The 18,667-nt window shown below is 41.5% G+C and carries 11 protein-coding genes and 1 pseudogene; 8 read left to right on the top strand and 4 right to left on the bottom strand.

Annotation, left to right across the window (positions count from 1 at the left end):
• The first annotated feature begins 83 nt into the window (after window positions 1-83).
• The 7 genes and pseudogenes from D9A03_RS07955 (at window position 84) to D9A03_RS07920 (ending at window position 14,637) form a co-directional block, all read left to right on the top strand.
• The gene (locus D9A03_RS07955) at window positions 84-1,520 is read left to right on the top strand and encodes an efflux transporter outer membrane subunit (RefSeq protein ID WP_162938030.1); all 1,437 of its coding nucleotides are present in this window, start codon (window positions 84-86) and stop codon (window positions 1,518-1,520) included.
• Complete coding sequence (locus tag D9A03_RS07950; protein ID WP_120496664.1) at window positions 1,520-2,779, top strand: efflux RND transporter periplasmic adaptor subunit; 1,260 nt, start codon at window positions 1,520-1,522, stop codon at window positions 2,777-2,779. The genes D9A03_RS07955 and D9A03_RS07950 overlap by 1 nt, the downstream gene beginning before the upstream one ends.
• Entirely contained in the window at window positions 2,772-5,957 is a 3,186-nt protein-coding gene (locus D9A03_RS07945) for an efflux RND transporter permease subunit (protein WP_120496663.1), read from the top strand. Before D9A03_RS07950 ends, D9A03_RS07945 begins: the two co-directional genes overlap by 8 nt.
• Window positions 5,954-6,613: a response regulator transcription factor gene (locus D9A03_RS07940; protein WP_120496662.1), complete on the top strand. Its 660-nt coding sequence runs from the start codon at window positions 5,954-5,956 to the stop codon at window positions 6,611-6,613. The genes D9A03_RS07945 and D9A03_RS07940 overlap by 4 nt, the downstream gene beginning before the upstream one ends.
• Window positions 6,610-8,028 (top strand): HAMP domain-containing sensor histidine kinase, encoded by a 1,419-nt coding sequence (locus tag D9A03_RS07935; protein ID WP_120496661.1) that lies wholly within the window; start codon window positions 6,610-6,612, stop codon window positions 8,026-8,028. Before D9A03_RS07940 ends, D9A03_RS07935 begins: the two co-directional genes overlap by 4 nt.
• A 175-nt stretch (window positions 8,029-8,203) precedes the next feature.
• Window positions 8,204-8,952 (top strand): annotated as a pseudogene (locus D9A03_RS20260) (IS5 family transposase).
• Between the two features lie 219 nt (window positions 8,953-9,171).
• A complete protein-coding gene (locus tag D9A03_RS07920) occupies window positions 9,172-14,637 on the top strand; it encodes a DUF5801 repeats-in-toxin domain-containing protein (protein ID WP_120496658.1) in 5,466 nt (1,821 codons plus the stop codon).
• 81 nt (window positions 14,638-14,718) lie between these two features.
• On the opposite strand, the gene D9A03_RS07915 is transcribed toward D9A03_RS07920, so the two are convergent.
• Window positions 14,719-15,264, bottom strand: coding sequence for a gamma carbonic anhydrase family protein (locus tag D9A03_RS07915; RefSeq protein WP_120496657.1), 546 nt, complete (start codon window positions 15,262-15,264; stop codon window positions 14,719-14,721).
• Window positions 15,265-15,434: 170 nt separating this feature from the next.
• Here D9A03_RS07915 and D9A03_RS07910 point away from each other — a divergent pair, with 170 nt between their 5' ends.
• Window positions 15,435-15,782, top strand: coding sequence for a hypothetical protein (locus D9A03_RS07910; protein ID WP_120496656.1), 348 nt, complete (start codon window positions 15,435-15,437; stop codon window positions 15,780-15,782).
• 96 nt (window positions 15,783-15,878) lie between these two features.
• On the opposite strand, the gene argC is transcribed toward D9A03_RS07910, so the two are convergent.
• The 3 genes from argC to D9A03_RS07895 form a co-directional block, all read right to left on the bottom strand.
• Window positions 15,879-16,826, bottom strand: a complete 948-nt coding sequence (argC, locus tag D9A03_RS07905) for an N-acetyl-gamma-glutamyl-phosphate reductase (RefSeq protein ID WP_120496655.1) — start codon at window positions 16,824-16,826, stop codon at window positions 15,879-15,881.
• Window positions 16,827-17,068: 242 nt separating this feature from the next.
• Window positions 17,069-17,554: a hypothetical protein gene (locus tag D9A03_RS07900; RefSeq protein WP_120496654.1), complete on the bottom strand. Its 486-nt coding sequence runs from the start codon at window positions 17,552-17,554 to the stop codon at window positions 17,069-17,071.
• 63 nt (window positions 17,555-17,617) lie between these two features.
• A complete protein-coding gene (locus tag D9A03_RS07895) occupies window positions 17,618-18,544 on the bottom strand; it encodes a LysR substrate-binding domain-containing protein (protein WP_120496653.1) in 927 nt (308 codons plus the stop codon).
• Between the last annotated feature and the right edge of the window lie 123 nt (window positions 18,545-18,667).

Raw genomic sequence — 18,667 nt, 5'->3', positions numbered from 1 at the left:
GTTCTGTCAGGCTTAGGTTATATCTTGAGCCCATGTGTTGGCTTGGTTTTTCTAAAATTCATTTTTTCCGACTTGTTTCGGCAATGAGTGTCATTGCCGTGCAAGGGTGTGTTATTTCAACTGATCTACCTGATTATAAGGCCACTTTGCCAAAGATTACTGACCAATGGTCTTCTCAACGGAACGCTGGGGTTAATAAAAGTTCTGTTATTTCTGTTTCTGAAACATGGTTTACGCCGGATTTTCACAAACAAGTTAGTGAATTTATTGTTGAGGGAATAAAAAACAATCCAGAGTTAAAGTCAGCAAGAGCACGTTTGGAACAACAAATTGCACAGTATGAAGTCTCTGAATCTGCTCTCTTCCCCAAGATTGATCTCTTTGGGGATGCCAGCAGAACAAAAAGCTCGGCAAAAGGCCTCAGTGGCGAACGAATTAAGAATTATGAGAACTCTTTCAAGGCCGAAGCCAGGATTTCCTGGGAGATAGATGTTTGGGGGCGTTTAGAAGCTGAATCACAAGCCTCTTATAGCGCATTATTACAAAAACAACGTGATGTTGAATTTGCTGAATTGTCAGTTGCAACGCGTATTGTCTTGCAATGGATTGAGCTTATTGCTCTGGAAAAACAGTTAGATATTTCGCGCCAGGAGAGAAGCAATTTGATTGAAATTGTGGCGCGAACGCAAGATAGATATCAACAGGGGGTCGGATCAATTCTTGATCTGCGTCTCGTCGAAACAGATCTTGCAAATTCAGATGCAACATTAACATCAAGAATTAAGGAGCGGTCTCAAGCTATTAGGAAATTAGAATTAATTTTGGGAAGGTACCCTTCTGGAAAAATTCAAGGCTCTAAAGAGTTCCCCAAAATTGTAACGGATTTTACTGCTGGTATTCCGTCTGATTTGTTGGTGCATCGTCCTGATCTTTTAATTGCAGAACAGAAGATTATAGCAGCACATCATAACCTGAATGCCGCAGAAGCAAACCGATTACCCAGGCTATCTCTCACACAGAGTACAAGTTATCAAAATAGAAAGCTGAGTGATGTTTTCGACCCCTACAGTCTTGTCGCATCTATCGCAGGTAACATTATTCAACCTATTTACGACGGAGGGCAGCGCCGAGCTGTTATCGCACAGAATAAGGCGATTGAAGACGAAACAATTGCTGAGTACGTAAAAACGGCCCTGAAGGCGTTTGATGAGGTTGAAAACTATCTTGGAGACGAAGTTCACCTTAAACAACAAGAGGACGAATTAAGCCGCGCTTCTTTGATGGCCGAACAAGGTCAAAGCCTTTCAAGGCAAAAGTATTATAGCGGTTTGATCCCTATTTTGGATTTGTTGCAAGCTCAACAAAGGTTTTTTGTGAGTAAATCACGACTGATTAATATTCGAAAACAGAGACTTTTATCACGGGTAAATCTTTATCTGGCCCTTGGCGGGTATAACACACCGCTGCAAAAAATTATGCAACCTGATACAGAATTATCAGAAGATAACGGGAATTTGTGATGTCCTTTGATCTATCGCATAAAAAGACAACGATTTTGTTGTTAAAGCTGATTTTTCCAATTCTGGTTTTGACAGTATCAATCTTTATAACCTTCGTTTTGATCAAGGATGAGAAACCGGTTATTGCCGAGGTATCTAAACAACCAGAATTACCAAAGTTATCGACCTATAATATCGTCGAGAAACAAAAACAATTTACCATTAAAACCCAAGGTGTTGTGCATCCAAAATTTGAGACAACTTTAACTGCACAAGTTTCTGGTGTTATTACAAAAACAGCAAATGACCTAAAGGTTGGTGATCGCTTTGAAAAGGGTGATTTTCTCTTTCAAATTGACGCGCGTGATTATGAACTATCCCTCGCAACAGCTAAGGCCAATGTAGCGAGTGCTAAACAGAAGCTGATCAAGGAACAAGCTGAATCAAAACTCGCAAAATTAGAGTGGAAAAAATATGGTAAAGGGTCCCCCTCTCCCTTAACCCTCAGAATTCCTCAGTTGAATGAAGCAAAGGCAAATTTAGAGGCGGCAAAGTCAGAACAGAAGAAAGCGTTGTTAGCCCTTTCGAGAACGACAATTGTCGCACCCTATGCGGGGACTATAAGGGAAAAGATGTCTGCTGTTGGGCAATATGTTTCTTCAGGTACAAATGTAGCGAAGTTCTTTTCTGATCGATTGCTGGAAGTCAGGTTACCTGTAACTCGCCGCCAATTGGATAGTCTCTCATTCACTGAAAAAAATATTCAATCAAAAACGATCCTTATAAGAGATCCGCAAAGAAAAAATACTTTACATTGGGTTGGACAGGTTATTGGAATGGAAAAAGAAATCCAAAAACAAACCAATCAATACATGTTGATTGCCAATGTTAGCTCAGAGGAAAAGTCTGCATTGGATCCATTGTTATCGGGTACCTTTGTTTTTGCCGAAATAAAGTCTGAAGCCATATCAAATATGTATCGGATTCCTGCGAGTGCTCTTTACATGCGAGATAGTATTCTCGTGGTGGACCATAACGATTTTGTTCGTCAGTTTAAAATCGATATTCATCACAAAGATATGGCGCAGATTTATTTTTCGGCAGATATAAAACTACCAACAAAAATTTTGACACAGCCACCAGAAATCTTTGTTGAAGGGATGAAGATTCGAACGAATTCCAACGGTGCCGTTAGCAAATTAGATTCTATCAAAAATTTAGCTGATATTAATCCCGATCTTGATAACAGCAACAATCAGGTAGTTGTAATCAATGAATAAAATACTTCACTGGTTTGTCAAAAACCCAGTAACCAGCAACCTTTTGATGGCTGTTATCTTGCTGGGGGGGATCGTCGCCAGTTTTGACCTTAAAACGCAAATATTTCCCCCTGTGAAGTTAAATGCTGTTGATGTAATGATCGAATACGACGGTGCAACGCCTGAAATTATTGCCCGTAATATTTCTATACCTGTAGAAAATGCGCTCAAAAGCATAGAAGGCATAAAAAATATATATTCTTTTGCGGTTGAAGAAATCGGGACAACAACGGTCTTTTTTTACTCTGATGTAGATGTTGATGAGAAAGTATCTGAAATTAAAAGAAAAATTGATTCTCTTGGATCTTTACCCAAAGGAATTGAACGTCCCCAAATAACAGAAACAAAAGATAAAGACCGCATTCTGGATATCGCAATTCATGGAAATGTTGACTTGGAAGCCCTGACCCGTATTGGTGAACAGGTAAAAAATAAACTTATAAGTGAAACCAGCGCGAGCGATGTAAAGCTTTTTTCTGCGCCGAAGCGTAAAATATCAATCGAAATATCTTCTGATGATTTGAGACGAACAGGCCTCACCCTTAAAGATATATCAAATGCAATTTCTGTTGCTTCGGTAAATGTACCGGCAGGTTCTATTGGACACGGCAGCAATCAAATATCTATTCGTGGAAACGAAAGAGCTTATCACCCGGATGATTTTGAATACATTTCTGTCGTAAACAAAAAGACAGGTGAAAAGATCCTTTTGGGTGAGATTGCCGAGATAAAATTTGACCGCAAAAATATAAACTTTATTAGCCGTTTTAACGGTGAAAATGCATCTGGATTAGAGATTTTTATCTCAGAAGGACAGGATCTTCTTGGTGTAAGGGACGAAATCGGACGTAAAATTTCCGAGATAAAAAACAGATTACCCCAAAATGTTGGTATTACTATCTGGTTGGATGACAGTAAGGATATTGCCCAACGTTTAACCATGTTACTGGATAATGCTCTCGTTGGTTTGTGCTTGGTATTTATCGTCTTGATCCTTTTTCTGAATCTCAAACTCGCATTTTGGGTTTGTACCGGGATTGTTATTTCCTTTACCGGTGGAATCTGGCTTCTCCCCGCGTTTGATATTTCTCTCAACCATCTGTCGACGTTTGCTTTCTTATTGATTCTGGGGGTTGTTGTTGATGATGCTATTGTTGTTGGCGAAAGTGTTTACAACAGACAACAGAAAAATGGACCAGGCACAAAGTCAGCCTTTTTAGGCGTAAAAGATGTATGGAAACCTGTTTTTCTTGGCGTATTAACGACGATTGCTGCCGCTGTCCCCGGTCTAATGTTCAAAAGTATTATTGGCAGTTTTCTTTTTGACATCTCTTTTATCATTGTTGCTGTTCTTTGTTTCTCACTCGTAGAATCACTTCTGATCTTACCCTGTCATCTGGTCACGTTTCGCCCCGGGAGTGACAGTCGATTTAGCCACATTATCAAAATGCCACGCAGGCAATTTCAAAAGGGATTGCGTGTGGTTATTATGATGATTTATCGGCCTTTGATTAAAAGAGCAGTTGTCTGGCGTTATTTTACCCTGTCAATCTTTCTATCTATTGCCGTTCTATCTGCTGGATTAGTGATATCGGGAAAAGTTCCCATGCAACTTTTCCCAAATATGGTCGAAGGGCAAATTATTACATCTATTTCAATGAACCGCGGAACGACGGCAGAAGAAATGCTGGATACAATGTTGCAGCTTGAACAATCTTTCGAGGCTGTTCTGCCCGCAATTATATCTGATTTTGACAATGCCCAGGAAAATGATGTTTCATTATCTACACTTATAAAAAACAGAGCATCATTTATAGCCGATAATGATATCTACATGTTGGTAGAGCTTGATTCTGACGCCCTGAAAACCATCCCAGTGGAAGAAATCGAAGCGAAATGGCAAAAGGAGCTTGGGGTAATTTCCAATGCAAAAAAAATTAATTTCTCTTCGAGTGAAAATGGTGATGCCAATAGTATTTCATTGAAAATTTTCGGAGCAACTTCCGAGCAAATAACATTACATATTAATGCTTTGAAACAAAAGTTGCTCATGACGCGTGGTGTCAATAATTTTACAGTTACACAAGGAACAGAGCAAAAAGAGTTTCTCATTGATCTTTTGCCCGAAGGCATGCGGTTTGGCGCAAACGTAAGTAGTATTAGTAACCAACTCTCTGAAGCTTTTTACGGTACACGTGTAGATCGACTGCCCGGGGTTATGGAAACTATGGATGTTAATTTACGTCTCCCGGAAAGTGAGCGACTTTATATCGAAAATGTTGAAGATTTTCCCGTGAAAATCCTGGATCAGAAAAGTTTGGTTCCATTCGCGAGTGTTGCCAAGCTAAGGGATACTAAAACACCAGGTTATATTGAACGTATTAACGGGCAGCAAATAGCAACAGTCAATGTTAACTTTGATGAAGATCAGTGGACACGTTTCGAACTGTTGGGTGTGATTAATGATCTTTACCTTGAAGATATCCGCAGTGAGTACCCAAATTTCAGTTACAAGCTGGATGGTGATGCTGAAGAGGAAGGCGAGTTCCTTTCAGAATCATTACGCCTGTATGTTATTTTCTTTTTTGTCATCTATGCCATCTTGGCCATTGGGAGTAATTCTTATCTGTTGCCTTTTGTTATTTTAACAGCTGTTCCATTTGGTCTGGTTGGTGCTATTTTAGGCCATAGCCTCTTTGGTCTTGAGGTAAATGCTTTTTCAATAATGGGTGTTCTGGCCGCTGCAGGTGTCGTTATTAACGATAATTTGGTTCTCATTGATCAGATAAATAAACTAAAACAAAAGGGCGTAATGAGTTCTGTGGCTATTTTACATGGAAGTATTTCGCGATTTCGTCCAATCGTGTTGACATCCTTGACAACGTTTCTCGGGTTGTTGCCAATTTTATTCGAAACAAGCTATCAGGCTCAGTTTGTTATTCCTATGGCTATATCCCTGGCTTTTGGTGTTGTACTCGCCACGTTTGTTACCTTGTTATTAATCCCTTCCCTTTATGAAATAGGTCTTGATATCTCTCGGATTATCTCATTCTTAAAGAATGGTTTTAAAGATGATAAATCAAGGTCATCCATTCCAACTCAGGTGTGCCAAACTCAGCGTGAGAAAGTTAAAGCATGAAAGTATTACTTGTAGAAGATGATCCGCAACTGGGTGCGACACTGGAACGAGCACTGCATCATGACGGAAGTGTTTGCGAATGGGTTAAGTCAGCAGAAGACGCCTCTCTCGCACTGGATGTTAGTGTTTTTGACCTGATTATTCTTGATTGGATGCTGCCTGATCAACAGGGCATTGATTTTCTGAAAGAAGCAAGGAACAAAGGTATTACACTACCAGTACTTATGTTAACGGCGCGAACCGCGACTTCGGAAAAAATTGAAGGTCTTGATAGTGGCGCAGATGATTACCTGACCAAACCCTTTGATCTGGACGAGCTTTTTGCGCGACTTCGTTCTTTAGGACGGCGACGGGAAGTTCGTGTGTCAAGTATAATCACCATAGGTCAATTAAGCTTGTGTCCAGATCGGCACGAAGTCAAACTAAACGACACAGAAATTCAATTGTCTAAGACCGAGTTTATTATTCTGAAAAAGCTAATGGAAAACGCCGGGCGTTACGTCTCTAAATCTCAATTGGAAGAATACGCCTATACTTGGGATAACTGTGTTACACCCAATGCAATCGAGGCTCAAATATCGAGATTAAGGAAGCGACTTGGGTCGGATATAATTTCTACTCTGCGTGGTGTGGGATATAAGGTTGAAAGTGTATGAAGCTTTTTTCTGTCAAAGGGCGGCTGTATTTTTTTACATTTTCAATTACGTCATTAACTTGGGCACTGGTTTTTGCCACGGTTATCTTTGGCTTAAAAGGTCTTATTATTAGCTTGACTGAAGACGCCCTTGAAATCAGAAGTGAGATTTTGGCAAGTGCCCTTCCCTTAAGTTATTTTCATGAATCTGATCCTGCCTTAACAAAATGGCTGGAACAGGTTGCCCAAACACCACCAAATTTTGTTGATGCTGGATTTGATTCCGATAGTAGTTATCAAATTTGGTATAACGGTAAGGTTATTATCAAATCCTATATCAGTCCCATGATGCCCGAACCAACACAGGAAGGGGCAAGTTCTTTCTTTGATCAAGAGCAGGATGATGACATTGTATGGTTGACTTATGCCACCAAAATTAAAGGAAAAAATGCCTGGGCTGTTGCGACCGAAGACATGGAACTTGCCTTTGAAGGTATCTTTCCTTTTACTTTGGTTATCTTCATTTTTATTAGTGAAAATTTTCCTTATATTTTTGTCATTCTTCCTCTGAGCTTTATTGGTCTTTTCTTTGGAATCAAAAAAAGTATTGCCCCGATTATTGAAACTTCTGATAAAATTGAAGTTAAAGAAGATAGAGATAATTCAACTATTAAGTTTGATAAAAACCCGATAGAAATCAAACCATTAATAGACAGAATTAATTTATGTTATGAGATTATTCGTCAAAATGAAAATGAATTGAACACATCGCTTGAAAGTGAAAAAAAGTTCACGGCGAATGCTGCTCATGAACTTCTAACCCCTTTGGCAGCGATTAAGTCTGAAGCACAGTTAAGAGAACGCCAAACGAATGATCCTGTTCAAAAAGAAGGTCTTGCAGCCATTTCTCTCAGAGTTGACAGGGCTACACATACCGTCGAGCAACTAGTAACGCTTGCGCGACTTGATCCGAAAACAGCGCAAGAAAAACTTAAGGATGTCAATTTGTGCCATGTTATCCAGAATATTTCTGCAGAACTTGGCAATAAAATAAGTGAAAAAGATATTGATTTCAGGGTATCCCTTCCCGAGCAGTGCAATCTAAGAGGACTTTCGTCAGCAATTGGTGTCTTGTGCCGCAACCTGATAGATAATGCAGTGCGGTATTGTTCTGAAAATGGTGTAATCTCCATTGAGGTATTTTCTGATACTTCAAAATTGACATTACGGATTAAAAATACCGGACGCCCGATACCTGATTATATGCGGGATTATATCTTTGATCGGTTTGTTCGTGGTGCCGGAGAAGAAGAAACAGGCTCTGGTCTTGGTATGTCAATTGTCAAACGTGTTGCTGAAATTCATAGAGCCGAGGTGTTGTTAAGCGACCCAGAGGACATAACAGGTGTGCAAGTAGATGTTGTTTTTCCTGTTTAGTATTTATTGTACTTGATATTATATTCCCTGTTACTGAATTTTTAGAATGCCCGGCATTTTTTGAGTTGAGCGAACATTTCAACCTATAACTTTTTAATTAGGGTGTGAACCCATTTTAATGTCTTGCAGAATATAACTTTTTGTGATTCATAGCTCTCGTTTTAGGGAGTTTTACATGGCCCGATTTGATTTAAGTGATGAAGAGTGGCAGGTTATTGAGCCTTTACTACCGAAGAAAGGTCGCGGGCCAGCCCGTCGTGATGACCGTGTTATTCTGAATGGTATCTTCTATATCTTGCGCACAGGTGCACCCTGGCGTGGTCTTCCGGAACGTTATGGCCCTCACACAACGGTTTACAATCGTTATGTTCGTTGGGGTGAGCGTGGTATCTGGAAAGGTATCTTTGATGCGCTGGCAACAGAATGTGAAGACGCTTTGATTTTTATAGATGGCTCCATTGTAAAGGCTCACCGCGCAGCGGCCGGGTCAAAAAAGGGGAACTGGCGGAAGGTATTGGCCGCTCACGCGGAGGTCGCACAAGCAAAGTTCACGTGGCTGTAGATCAGAAAGGCCGCCCGGTCCGTCTTGCCATTAGTGGTGGTCATGTTCACGATAGTAAATTAATGCCTGAATTTCTGGACTGGGAGGTACCGCCTCTGGCTATTGTTGCCGACAAAGCCTACAGCAGTGGTAAAATCAGACAGGATATCGCTGATGAAGGTGCTTTGGCGGTTATCCCCTCAAAACGAAATGCCAAAAATCCCGTTCCCCATGATAAAAATCTCTATGCTATGAGAAATATTGTTGAACGGTTCTTCTGTAAAATGAAAGATATGAGGCGGCTGGCAACACGATTTGAGAAAAAGGGAGCAAACTTTTTAAATATGCTATACCTCTTTTCAATGAAATTATGGATCAATTGAGTCCACACCCTAAAAATTTCTGTACTTTAGAGTGGATTGCCCTCTCTACACCATAAATTACAGGCAATGATTCAATCTTTTTAAAAAAATTTTGAACCATTCGTTTTAACCCTGCGACTGATTTCCAAGTTAATCGCGCTTGGGGTCAATTCAGTCACTAGATCCTGAGACATTTTAAAACATCTGCACACATGATCATGTGCTAATAAGGGGTTTAAGATGACTGAAAATTATATTGATAGAACAAATGCTAACGACATTCTGATTACTAAACAATCAGACGTTCTGCGAGATGAATCAGCACAAAACATTCTTGTGGGACAGGCTTCTCAAAGAACGATTAATGTTCTGGAACCCACAAGAGGTGAAGTCAGATTAATTACAACCAATCAAGGTGATGTTTTTGACCTTCAGTTCGACCCTGGCCTCGCAAGTTCAATTATTCAGGAAAACGATTTTATTCTTGAATTTGATACAAACGATGATGGAACGTCCGATGCACAATTGATTTTCAGAAATCTTGTTATACAGGCAAATACAGATAATAGCCCGACGTTAATTATTGGCGGTATCGAGGTATCAGCTGATCAGCTTTTATCCAGAATTGTTGCTCTATCTCAAGATGAAGCAACACTTGAGACGGCTGCAGGTACTGATAGCGATATCTCTGGCGGAGGAAATAGTCTTTATAGTGATAATCTCGGAAATATTATTGACCTGTTGATTGCACAGGGAGTGATTGATCCCACTGAGTTGGCTTTTGGACTGTTCAGTTCAATTGACGAGAATACAGATCCCGCCCGAGGTTCTTTCTCATTAAGCTTTAACACACCTGGGTTCGAACTGGTTGGCGGATTTGAAGATACTCTTCCAAATCAACACCTTGTTGGTGGCGACGTAGGATATGATGATAGCCCATTTACGCCAGGAGAAACAGAAGCTGCTCCTCTACAGCTACTATTTAATTTCGTGCCACAAGATAACGAAGTGCTTCAATCGGTTTCGATTGATCCCTTTCCAATTGCTGTAAAGCTTTTTGTTGGTGGTTTTTCTCCGGTTAATGAAGTGCCTGGGCCATTCCCGGTTGTTATTGCACCGGAAAACTTTGACAAGGTCTTCCTTTTACCCCCGGCTGACAGCGACCAGGATTTTATCGTAGCTGGTTCCGCAACGATTGTTGATCCCGATACCAATCAAGCTTCTGTTATTCCATTTGCTGAAGAAGCGATCATTGATGCAGTAGCTGATGTTCCTGAGCTTATAATCAAAAACCTGCCGGAGGAAGACTTTATTATTAAGGATGAGGAGGATTCATTATCACTTCGTATACAAGCTTCATTAAGAGATACGGATGGATCAGAAGCGCTTTCTCTTGAAATATCCGGTGTCCCGGAAGAAGCAACAGTTAATCTCCTTGTACAGCCAAATGTCTGGGACCTCGTACCCGGAGATCCTGTCGATGGTTTTATTACATATAGCGTTATTTATACAGGTAACGGCCCAGCACCAACATCTATTTTTGGTACTGCTGAAATAAAATTTAATGATTATACAACTCACAACGCGAGTTCTGGAGCTGGCCGTGATGCTGACGGTACCGCCAATAGTGATGGTCCACTACATATTACAGTGAGTGCTGTTGCTACAGAACTTGAAACCGATCTTGGAACAGATGAATTAACACTGGAAAACAATGTTGCGATTGCCAGTGAGACCGTTGTCGTTCATATCCATGAAGATGTTCCGACAGTGGAAAAAACAGTCAAAATATGGGTTGATGAAACTGAGGGAGATCAAGGCGGCGCAGAAATTCATGTCACAAACAATGTGGCAGGTGTTGCAGATGCTATTGATGCTGTGGATGCTGCTCTCAATACAGATGGATTGACCGTTGATCGTGACAATGCACTTACACAGGGATTTGTTAAAAGGAATGCATCTGTAGATCTGTATAGTGACGGGAAAGATGATGAACTGGACCTATCGGATGTAAATCCGGTTAACAATGATGATCTGAGTGGGCCGCAAAATAATACCGATGATCAGGAAGGTATAGAGTTTGTTTCCTATAATGGCGATCCGGCGGTGAGTAATGGTCCTGCAAACCACATGCATACAACGGGCGGTGAGCCAATTTATCTTTATTCTTCGAGTGAAAATCCCAGTGTGGTTTACGGTGTTTTCGGAGATGATGCCGCCAATAACCTTGATGGGACAACGGTCGCATTCATTGCTTACATAACAAGTGATCTGAATAATGGCCTGAACGCTGTCGAAGTTTATCTGGAACAGTTTGTTTCACTGGACCATCCTAATCCGTGGATTGATTTTGAACACATTCGTCTAGACCTCGAATTCGTCGTTGTTGATGACGAAGGTGATATCAGTGATCCAGGTACACTTAATCTATATTTTGCTGACGATGGCCCCTTTGTCGAAGTTGAGAATGTTGTCGATGCCGATGGGAATATTCTCGGTGTTTCTTTCCCGAATATGGACGAAACTTTATACGACGTACCCGGTGATTTAAACGCGACAGACGATAATGTCGTTCCCAATATTCTTTCAGATCCTACAGGTGTTCATCCTATTGGACGTATTTCAACCCTGGAAGATACAGGGGCGTTAGGGGACCTGTTCAATATTGACATCAATGTTGGCGCGGATGAAGACGGTGCAACTGTTGAACATATTTTTGAGTTGACGCTAGACGGCCTGACAGAAGACCTGGTTGGTGAACCTACCTTGGCAAAGGGTATCGAAACCATGCTTTCTGTCACCCAGGGCACCAGTGGTGCAGATTATGAGGATACGACAATATTCCTCTTTCTGGAGGATGGACAGATTGTTGGACGGTTCGATCAATTTGCAGATCAGGACGATATCCTTGAAGGCATCGCATTCCGCATCTTTGTTGATGATGTGAATGATCCTGATAATACTGACTTGGTATTTGAGCAGTACATGGCACTGGATCATCCGGATAAGACAGATACTGACGAAGCACTTTCTCTTCTGACAGAGGACGATGTTGAAGTCGGTTTGAAGCTCACTGTAAAAGTGACTGACGGCGATGACGATACAGCAGAAAGCAGTGCATCAATTTTATTATTTGATGACAAAACCAGTGTCTTTACAATTGAGGACGATGCACCACGTTTTACACCTGTTCAGAATGAAGAACTCATTATTAATGGCAGCTTTGAAACCAACCCGCTAAATGGAAATGGCTGGGATACTTTTGATGTTATTGAGGGATGGGGCAGCGGATCTGGCAATCAGTTTGAAGTTCAAAAAGGTAATATTGGGGGTATTGCCCCCAAAGAGGGTAACAGTAAAATTGAACTGGACGGCCATAATGGACCCGAGAGTAACGCAACTCTGGAGCAAACAGTCGAAGGGACAAATGTTGGTGAAAATTATGTATTAACCTTCTGGTATGCTCCGCGCCCTAATGATGGGCAATCTGATAGCAGTAGCTTCAAGGTTCTTTGGGGTGATCAAGAGGTTATTGTCAAGAATTCTACCAATGCCAATGAGGGTTGGCAAAAGGTCACCGTTGTCGTGTCTGGTACAGGTGAACCTACGAACCTGACATTCCTCGGCACAGGGCAGGAAAATACGCTCGGTGCCTACATTGATGGTGTAAGCCTGATGGCAGCACATGTGGTGGATGAGGATGATTTGCCAAATGGTAGTGACCCTGAAAAAGAAAGTTTGGTTGCTTCTGGCGATCTGAACGTGAATTTTGGTACTGATGAGGCTGGTTCGGTTTATGTTTCGGATGAACAGCTTGCCGATTTACTTCAACTTGGATTGAAATCCGGTGGTGTTGATCTGGATGATTACAGTTTTAATGCCAACACGGGGGTTTTAACCGCCAGCGCAAATGGGGAAGCTGTCTTTACCGTAGAATTTAATGCAGAAGAAGGTACCTTTGAATTTACCTTGATCAAAGCTTTGGATCACGCCGATATTGCTGGTGAGAACATCTTGTCCCTTACCATACCTTTCACAGCAACGGATGGTGATGATGACCCTGTCGAAGGCTATATTGATCTTAAGATTGTTGATGACGTTCCTGCGGCAGTTGACGATGCAGATCTTGTTTTGATTGACGATGGACAAGCCCGTTATAACATTGCATTTGCACTGGATGAAAGCGGGAGCGTCGGTCAGGAACAATGGGATCTACAAAAAGATGCCGTTAAGAATGCTGCAAAGCAGTATTACGATAATGGCATTACCAAGATATCAATTTTCACCTTCTCTTCTGATGCAGAATTTGACGGGATTTTTGATAATTATTCTGATTTTGAAACCTTCATCAATGCGCTTGCTTATGAAGCAGGATCAACAGATTATGTTGATGCTTTGAACGTTATTCAGAATGATTTTAACGTTGATCCCAACGCAGTCAATCGTATCTATTTCCTAAGTGATGGTGAACCTTGGGGAGAAAACAATACACCATCAGACCAACAATATGATGACTGGAATGATTATCTCAGCACCAACAACATTGATATTGTTGGTGTCGGTATCGGCGATGATCTTGACCACATCAAAAAGGTTGATACAGGAGAAGACGAAGAGGCCCCTATCATAATTAACAGTTACGATGACCTCAATGCAGCACTGATTAATAATCAGCAAGATGGAGGGAATGCAAATGGTAACCTTTTTGCCAATGATTTTATCAGTGCGGATGAACCTCTGATCATTACCGAAGTTGTTTATAATGGTCAGGCTTACACAGATGAGAATGATGATGGGCAGGAAGATGATAACATCATAACAATTCTGACCGATAAAGATGCAAAGCTGGAGGTCAATACACTGACCGGTGAATACTTCTATAATGTTGAAGAGTTTACAGAGGCATTTACTGAAAGTTTTGTTTATACGGTTCAGGATTTTGATGGTGATACATCACAAGCAGTCTTGAACATTGATGGTAAAACCTGGATTGCTTCTGATGACAAAGTCATTACCAATATCACTGACGAGATTGTTATTCCCGATAGTGTCCTGTTACATAATGATGGACTGAAATCTGGTCATGAAATTACCAGTGCTGATAATGCACAGGGTGGTGATGTTAATCATGATGAACAAACCGAAAGCATTTTGTTTTCCATGGACGATTCCGGCAATCTGCCTTCTTTCGAATATGAAGTGACAAATGGAGAACAGACAGAAAATGCGTCCGTTGAGATCACGATCCAGGAAGGTTCTGATCTGACAGGATCAAATCAAAACGATATCCTTATTGCCGGTGATGGAGATGATACCCTTATCGGTAATGCCGGGGATGATATTTTCATCGGTGGCGGAGGTAGTGATGTTTTCATTTTCACGACAGAAGATCTTGGCTTTGATAATACTATAACAGACTTTAATCCAAATGAAGGTGACAGAATTGATCTGACAGATTTATTTGAAAATGCCCCTTTGGGTAATGGATTGGAGAATGACGATCTGGCCGCGCTTTTGAATGACTATCTGGATATCAGTTATGATGGCAATGATACTTTGATTAAAATCGATCCTGACCAGTTTGGTGAAGGTATGGAAACAACAACTTCTATCGCACTGGAAGGAATTGATCTGCTAAATGGTTTTTCAGATAGCCAAGAACTGGTTAACTCATTGCTTGATAATGATAACTTGATCATTCAATAGCCTTTGTTACTCATCAACGGTTACAAATGTTTGTAACCGTTGTTTTAGGTAACACCTAGCGAAAGCTACTCTATTTAATTATCATGAGTAGCTTTCACTCAATTTTTTATAGTTTGCTGCGGAGTATTTTATTTCTTCGAGTTCGGCTGGTTTTAAAACGCGGAATTTTTTTGCGGGTGAACCGGACCAGAGCTCTCCTGTTGGCACAACTTTACCCGGGGTAACCAACGCCCCCGCAGCGACCATGGCGTTTGTTTCGACAATAGCCTTGTCCATGACGACGGACCGCATACCGATAAAGGCATCATCTTCAATTTCACAGGCATGTAGTAACGCCATATGACCAACGGTAACGCCGCTTCCAATGCGTGTTGAAATGCCGCCACCTGTTTCCCGGTAATCACCGCCAGTCCGGTCGTGATTGACGTGTATGATTGTGCCATCCTGTATATTGGTGTTTTCACCGATGGTAATAGAATTGACGTCACCGCGCAGAACACAGTTGTACCAAATTGACGTCCCTGCCCCGATTTCAACATCGCCAATAATAACTGCGTTCTCTGCTATGAATGCATCTTTGGATATTCTGGGTGATATGCCGCGATAGGATTTTATAAGGCCAGACACGTTATTTTCGCTTTCTATAGAGATGTTTGCGCAAAATATTTAGTTAACAAAAACAAAAAAGTGCGATATAAAAAAATTTCTTTGTCTCATCTTTACCATTTTTAAATCACCTGGAAACCATATATAAGATCTCGTGATCAAGTTTTTACCTTTGCTGGAGAGCAGAAAATATGCCTAAAGGCACCAGATGTATTGTTACTTTTGCACTTGTTGCCGCTATTGGCATTAGTACGCTTTTTGTTTCTACACCAAGTCATGCACAGTTTAACGAGCCACGTTGGTATCAACAGCAAGTATGTCTTGCCAAAGCTTATACCAAGGTGAATCAACTTCAAAAATCTGCGGCTCATAAAGAAAGGGCAAAAAAATCCCGCTCTAAATTAAGTCGTGCAGGTGTTCCGGAATCTCATATTCGTGAACTGGCAAACAGAACATTGAAGATGCTGCAGTTTGGTATCAATGGTAATAAAGAAGCCCGTGGCCCTCGTCTTTGCCAACAATGGTACCCTGTCGGGTAAGAGCGAAGAACGATTATCAATCGGATAAATAAAAGGACGGTTTCCCGTCCTTTTTTATTGTCTTCAATTTGTCAAAACTCTAAAGGCTCTTAATCTCTATAGACCGGCATCTTCTGCCAGACCAAGCATCAAGTTAAGGTTTTGTACCGCGGCCCCTGATGCGCCTTTACCCAAATTATCAAGACGCGCGATCAGAAGCGCTTGCTCTGCGGTATCATTCGCAAAAACGAATAGCTCTAGTTCGTTACTGCCATTCAAGGCATCTGGTCTTAAGAATGCAGCGCGTTCAAGATCGTCTGTATTGTTAAGGGCTTTGACCTTTACAAATCGACTTCCCCGATAGTGTTCGGCAAGGCCTTCTTGAATCAGGGTGCCATTCACGCCACTTTTCATCTGCGCATAGTGTAGCGGTATTGATACCAGCATTCCCTGGGCATAGTGACCGACTGATGGCACAAACAATGGTTTATGTGTCAAACCGTTGTGCAGGGTCATTTCAGGCACATGTTTGTGCTGTAATGAAAGTCCATAGGTGCCAAAGGGTTCAACCTCACCACTTTCGTGAATTTCGATGAGGGCTTTGCCACCACCACTATAGCCGGAAACCCCCTGTACGTTGATCAAGGCATCCTTGGATAGAAGGGTTCTTTCAATCAAAGGCCGCAATAACGCAATGGCACCGGTCGGATAACAGCCGGGATTACTGACCCGTTTGGAGTTTGCAATTTTTTCCCGATGACCTTCTGTCATTTCCGGGAAGCCATAAATCCAGTCCGGATCAACACGGTAAGCTGTCGAGGCATCGATAACGCGCACATCCGGATTTTCAATCAGAGACACGGCCTCAATTGCTGCGGCGTCCGGCAGGCACAAGATGACAAGATCTGCAGAGTTTAACAGCTCTTTTCTTGCAGCTTGATCTTTCCGTAATTCATGTGCGATGGACATTATTTCAAGGTCTTGCCGATTTTCCAGGCGTTGACGGACCTGCAGGCCAGTAGTGCCAGCTTCGCCATCAATAAATATTCTTTTGCCTGTCGACATTGGATTAACCTCAAAAAGTAATAATACGTGCCCTAAAACTACACATTATTTTTTGTATTTCAATACAGAAACTTGGATATCCGTATGCATATGAAGCAAGTAACTGGGCACAACAGGTTTTGGTTAGCATTGCCACGATGAATGTCAAAACTTTACCGTCGTTAAATAAACTGTCGTCAAAATTGGCTTCTATAACTTTTCATAAAGCCAGTTAACGCTTCTCTCATCAAACAGATCTACTGTTATTTTAGTTCCAGCCCTTCCACATTACCATTTTTGCGACCCAGAACGGTTGTTACAACATCACCCGTTGTCTGTTGTCGGGTTGAAATAAAGAAGTGCCGATCGCCCAGACCATAGACAACAAAACAGTTCTCTGGTTGGGGAATTTCAAACTGGTAGTTAAAGCAGATCAGGTTTGTTCGTATTTGCCATGTGCCCTGAACAAGTTGAGTGAAATCGTAATAGGCAACACGGCCATCGCCTGAAACAAACTCTACCCAATGATTTTCATTGGGGTTCTGTTCTGATTTTGTATGATCAACATATCTGCCGTACAGGGTGTTTCCAGCAAGTGCTCCGACAATATCAGAGCCCATTAACTGCGTTGCCCCTGCGGCGATAAGCTCTTGATCGCTGAAGTAGATTTTTGTGTCATCGACAACTGGTGTTGTGACGCAACTTGCTAAAGAAAAAGAAAGCAGCAACAGAATGATTTTCGCGTACATTTTCATGTTTCCTTTGTTAAGCGAACAAGCAAAAAAAACTATGCATTAATCAAGCCAGTTAACTTAACCGGGTACTCTCAGAGAATCAGGTAGCTGTTTCTCAAATTTCTCGACTTCCTCGAGCAACCATCGCCGGAAATGTCTTGCGGTTGCTGAAAGCCCGCGAATATCTGAATGGACCAGATAATAGCTAAAAGGAGATTGTTGCCAGTCGGACATCACAGGAACAAGATCTCCTTTTCGTATATCATCTGCTATCAGAACAGAACGCCCCAACATGACTCCCTGCCCTTGTCTTGCAGCACTAATCAACAGATGTGTATCGCTAAAGGCTATACTGTCATCATGATTACCCGGTCCATTAGATGTGTTGTTTAACCATCTCTCCAGGGATAATTTTATCCCCTCAGGCCCCCCGGAATCTCTGAGCAAAGTGTAATCAGAAAGAATTTTATCTGTTTCCCAAAGGTCAGGATGACAAGCAGGACCAATCATTTCATCCATAAGTTTTTCTTCATTCACACCCTTATATCCCCCCGGTCCATAGCGAATAGCAAGATCAATCTCCTCGCTTGCAAGATCAGTGAGATAATCTGATGTCAATAACTCCAACTGTATTTCCGGGTAGGTTTCACGAAAACTTTTAATCCGAGGCGAAAGCCATTCCGCGGCAAAGGACTGGAGGGTCGATATCCGCAATTTTGTTTTTTTAAAGTTATGAATGACTTTGGCTGTTTCAATATCAAGCTTATCAAATAAAACAGTGAGCTGTGTCAAATACCTTTCCCCCTTGTCTGTGAGGGTAAAGCTATTGGGGCCACGTTTTAACAATCTAAACCCCATCCACTGTTCCAGAGTTTTGATTTGCTGACTAACAGCTGATGCCGATACGCTTAACTCTTCTGAAGCGAGTTTAACGCTACGGGTACGCGCTGCAGCTTCAAAAGCTTTTAAGGAGTTTAGTGGCGGCAGTTTTCGCTTTTTTAGCATTAGATTATCTTATTCAGCCTAATATCTTCTTGTTTTACAGAAATTATATATCAACCCATATTGAAGACAACGCCGTAAATTGTTCTGTTATCATATAGCGGGATAAAGCGGGAAAACTTCTAA

This window comes from Kiloniella sp. EL199 (assembly GCF_900313065.1).
Taxonomy (GTDB): domain Bacteria; phylum Pseudomonadota; class Alphaproteobacteria; order Kiloniellales; family Kiloniellaceae; genus Kiloniella.
Note: the sequence above shows the minus strand (reverse complement) of the source record. Positions and strands in the feature narration are given on the sequence as shown.

What these genes read in the sequence shown, in the direction of transcription:
- D9A03_RS07940 (WP_120496662.1), top strand. Translation starts at nt 5,954, where the DNA reads ATGAAAGTATTACTTGTAGAAGATGATCCGCAACTGGGTGCGACACTG.
- D9A03_RS07900 (WP_120496654.1), bottom strand. Translation starts at nt 17,554, where the DNA reads ATGTACGCGAAAATCATTCTGTTGCTGCTTTCTTTTTCTTTAGCAAGT.
- D9A03_RS07895 (WP_120496653.1), bottom strand. Translation starts at nt 18,544, where the DNA reads ATGCTAAAAAAGCGAAAACTGCCGCCACTAAACTCCTTAAAAGCTTTT.
- D9A03_RS07955 (WP_162938030.1), top strand. Translation starts at nt 84, where the DNA reads ATGAGTGTCATTGCCGTGCAAGGGTGTGTTATTTCAACTGATCTACCT.
- D9A03_RS07920 (WP_120496658.1), top strand. Translation starts at nt 9,172, where the DNA reads ATGACTGAAAATTATATTGATAGAACAAATGCTAACGACATTCTGATT.
- D9A03_RS07950 (WP_120496664.1), top strand. Translation starts at nt 1,520, where the DNA reads ATGTCCTTTGATCTATCGCATAAAAAGACAACGATTTTGTTGTTAAAG.
- D9A03_RS07935 (WP_120496661.1), top strand. Translation starts at nt 6,610, where the DNA reads ATGAAGCTTTTTTCTGTCAAAGGGCGGCTGTATTTTTTTACATTTTCA.
- D9A03_RS07945 (WP_120496663.1), top strand. Translation starts at nt 2,772, where the DNA reads ATGAATAAAATACTTCACTGGTTTGTCAAAAACCCAGTAACCAGCAAC.
- argC (WP_120496655.1), bottom strand. Translation starts at nt 16,826, where the DNA reads ATGTCGACAGGCAAAAGAATATTTATTGATGGCGAAGCTGGCACTACT.
- D9A03_RS07910 (WP_120496656.1), top strand. Translation starts at nt 15,435, where the DNA reads ATGCCTAAAGGCACCAGATGTATTGTTACTTTTGCACTTGTTGCCGCT.